The organism is Methylotenera sp., from assembly GCF_013141425.1.
Classification (GTDB): Bacteria; Pseudomonadota; Gammaproteobacteria; order Burkholderiales; family Methylophilaceae; genus Methylotenera.
Map to the genome: position 1 here is coordinate 1 of NZ_JABFRA010000048.1, position 4,127 is coordinate 4,127.

Annotated in this window: 2 protein-coding genes; both read right to left on the reverse strand. The window is 46.0% G+C overall.

Annotated features, from left to right (window positions below; genetic code table 11):
- The coding region (locus HOO90_RS04015) for a type I secretion system permease/ATPase (protein WP_292839703.1) at window positions 1–1,588 on the reverse strand (1,588 nt) is incomplete at its 3' end.
- Window positions 1,589–1,788: 200 nt separating this feature from the next.
- The coding region (locus HOO90_RS04020; RefSeq protein WP_292839705.1) for a cadherin domain-containing protein at window positions 1,789–4,127 on the reverse strand (2,339 nt) is incomplete at its 5' end.

The following is a 4,127-nucleotide window of genomic DNA, read 5'->3' on the forward strand; positions in this document are numbered from 1 at the left end:
CGCTGGTACGGTGCGTAATCATTACAATAGTTTTGCCGCGTTGGCGTAAATCGGTAATGGCTGCCACCAAAGCGCGCTCGCCAATATCATCTAAGTTCGAGTTGGGTTCATCCAAAACGATTAAAGAAGGGTCATCGTACATAGCACGCGCCAAACCCAAGCGTTGCTTTTGGCCACCCGACAGCCCTGCGCCACCATCGCCTAATTGTGTGTCATAGCCTTGTGGCATGTGTAGAATCATTTCATGCACACCGGCACGTTTAGCTGCCAATACCACTTTTTCAGAATCCACTTCGCCAAAACGTGCAATATTTTCGCTAATGGCCCCTGCAAATAATTCAACATCTTGCGGTAAGTAACCAATACTTGGGCCGAGTTCATCTTTATTCCATTGATAAACATCGGCGCCATCCAAACGCACATTACCAACTCTGGCTGGCCACACACCGACTAACAATCGAGCTAAGGTAGATTTACCCGCGCCACTTGGGCCAATAACTCCCAACACATCACCTGGCGCCAATACAAAACTCAAGTTCTTAATGGCCGCTTCACTCGCGCCTGGTGGTATGGCAGTAACGCCTTCCAAGGTTATTTGCCCAAGCGGTTTAGGCAATGCCATGCCCGACTTACGTGCGGGGTTAGCTTCTAACAACTCGGTTAGGCGCTGATAAGCACTACGCGTACCACTCCAGTTCTTCCAAACATTAATCAGTTGTTCCACAGGGCTAATCACACGGCCCATCAAGATAGACGACACAATCATCATGCCAGGCGTAATGTCGTTGGTTAGCACCAATAAGGCGCCCAACCCTAAGATTAAAGACTGCATAGAAACACGGGTGAATTTGGTTATCGCACCAATGATTCCAGCCTTTTCACTGGCTTCGGCCTGCAATTGAATAAAGCGACTATGCAATTTAAACCAGCGAGCCATTAAATTAGGCAACATGCCCATGGCTTCAATCACTTCTGCGTTACGCAAATTATTGGTCGCCAAGTTACCTGCGGCAATCGACATGCCGCTTGCTTCAGATAAAGGTTTTTTAGAAACAGCCTCGTTGATAAAAGCCAACGCTACTAACAAAACGGTACCCACCAAGGCAAATAAACCCAAATAAACGTCAAACATAAAGATGACGAATAAATAGATGGGAAACCAAGGCGCATCAAAGAAAGCAAATAGGCCGTTGCCCGTTAAAAACTGGCGAATATTGGCTAAATCTTGCAAGGCTTGGCCTGCGTTACCGCCTGCCCGCTTCAAGTTTTGCTCAAATGCGGCGGTATAAATGCGTTTGTTCATTTTCATGTCTAGTTGCGCACCAAGGCGTATTAGGATGAAGCTACGCACAAACTCCAGTGCGCTCATAAACAAATAAGCACCCAGCATAATCAAAGTCAGCATCAACAATGTTGTTTCGTTGCGGCTGGCCAGCACGCGGTCATACACTTGCAACATGTACAAGGAAGGTGCGAGCAACATCAAATTGATGACAGCACTGAAAATGCCGACAGTTTTAAAAGCGCCTTTAAAACTACCGATTATTTCAGCAATTTCATTTTTTGGTTGTTTAGTTTTTGATTTCATTGCGTTAGCCTAAATAGTTAAAGCACTTTATCACATCATTATCGTTTTTGAAAGATTCTTAAAACAAGTCGTTATTTTAACAATAGAACGGTTATTTTATGCTAAAAAAACCCCGCTATAAAAGCGGGGTAAAAGTTACTACCTTATTGCCACCCTTTATTACCGATACTGCAGATAATAAGGGGTGGCGTTTCTAGTGATTACAGCACAAAGTCAGCTGCGGTTAGTGCAACGTTACCAACTAGCTCAATCTGGAACTCTGCTGTGGTATTTGTATCCACACTACCTTCAACAATCGTTAGATTGTTGATTGAATCGTAGTAGTAGTGCAAACCACCGTCCGCATTGCCAGCATTTAATGCTGTTGTGCCTAACCAGTTAAAGGTTCCGTTACCACCGGCAGTACTTGCATCAATACCTGACAAGTCAATTTTATCAACAGGAATATATACATCACCAGGAATTGCTGGGTCAATACCTCTTGTGAAGTCAGCAATGCGGTCTCTTGCAGCTAACGTTGTCTCATTAACGTTATTGTAAAAGAACAAATCATTTCCAGCACCACCAGTGAGCACATCTGCACCGCGGCCACCTCTTAGCGAGTCGTCGCCATTACCGCCTGACAACTCATTCGCTAGCGTATCGCCCCCAATGATATCGTTACCCGAACCACCGATGAAGTTTTCGATAGAAGAGATTCGGTCACGATTGGACAGGCCACCAAAACCCTCGCCAGTACCATTAACATAAACATTACCATTGCCATTTAATATGACACTCAGGTTAGCCGTTAACGCGGAGTAGTCTACCGTATCAACACCTGCATTACCTACAAGAACATCACTTGCAAGGTCGTTGGTTAAGATGAAGTAGTCATCTCCATTGTTACCTATTAGCTCACTAACTCCAGCTCCATCAGTAAACGTGTCAGCTGCAGAGCTACCTAAGACACGTTCGATACCAGCTAAGGTGTCATTACCTATTTCCGTACTTGTAGCAGTGCCTGCAGTTAAATCAACCGTTGCGCCAGCCGCAGTGCCTGACAGATTGTAAGTATCCGTACCCGCACCACCAATGAAACTATCATCACCATCATTGACCGTGGCATTTATCGTATCATTGCCTGTGCCACCATCGACAACATCGTTGCCAGCATTGCCTGTGAGCGTGTCATTACCGCCTAAGCCTAGCACAATGTCGTTACCACCATTCGCGGCTAGGATATTGTTATTCCCGTTACCGACTCTAACCATTTCAGGCGAAACCACGGTAGTTGTGCCAAATGGATCCGTATAAGTGGAGACTACGCGTGCCGTGATATTGCTTTGGTTATCCAACGTTGCGTTGGTCGCCCCAACGATATCTGTCCAAGTGACACCATTGTTCACGCTTCGTTGCCATTGATAGCTTGGCACTAGCGCTGGTACATCGGGGTCAGCAATCGTGTTGGCAGCAGATATTGTTACCACATTAGCATTGCCTGTAGGTCTTGGCGTGTAGTTCACAATATTGACAGAGCCTGTTCTAGCTTCGTCCACGTTTGTCACTGTTACCGCCAGCGCTTGAGTGTCGGTTGCGATACCATCGCTGACTTCTACAACCACATCGTACACATTATCAGCGCCAGCATCGGTTGGTGCTTCAAAGTTAGGGGAGCTAGCAAAAGTGAGCGCACCTGTTGCTGAATCAATGTTAAACAAACCTGCGTCTGCACCGCCGCTAATGCTATATACAAGCGTTTGTGCAGGCACATCAGCATCAGTTGCGACTATCGTTGTGACTGATGCAGGACTATTTTCTGCAAAACTCACGGTCGCAGTATCACCACCCGCAATAACTGGAGCATGATTAGACACTTGTAATGCACTCAAAGTAACATCGGCAAACTGGAAGTTTTCTACACCTACAACCAAATCAGCACCGTCACGGCCTACTACTGAGTCAATAATTTTATACGCTGTGACTGTGTTTGCGCCATCAGCGTTAACCACGGTCTTCGTAAGAGTATCAAAAATGATTTTTTCTACTGTGTATTCCGCACGATTTCCTGTAAATTTAACAACGTCAGCTGCACCTGCTGTACCACCATCACCCACTGTTACGCTGTCGGCTAAATCAGTACCAGTTACACCATTACGCCAGAGTCTGGTGACTGCGCTACCGCCAAGTTCAAGGTCTTTGAAAGTCGCAGATGACAACATTGTAGTGAAATGTTTATCGAAACCACCACCAACGTTATCCAGCAAGCCATTGCTTTGTACAAAACCTGCTGCACGAGCGCTAGCACCATCTAAGTAGTTGTTATAACCGCCCGCATAAGTACCAATTAAGGTATCTAAGCGGATGCCATCGCCTACAATCACGTCGTTACCTAAACCGCCAGTAATCGTGTCGTTACCGCTACCACCAAACAACCAGTTGCTACCGCCAAAGTTATTCGTTGCATCGGCGTTAATCGTGTCATTGCTCTTACTTGCAACTACACCTTCAATACCCACCCATGCTGGGAATGGTGTTGTTAAGTCAATTGCTGCAGCAG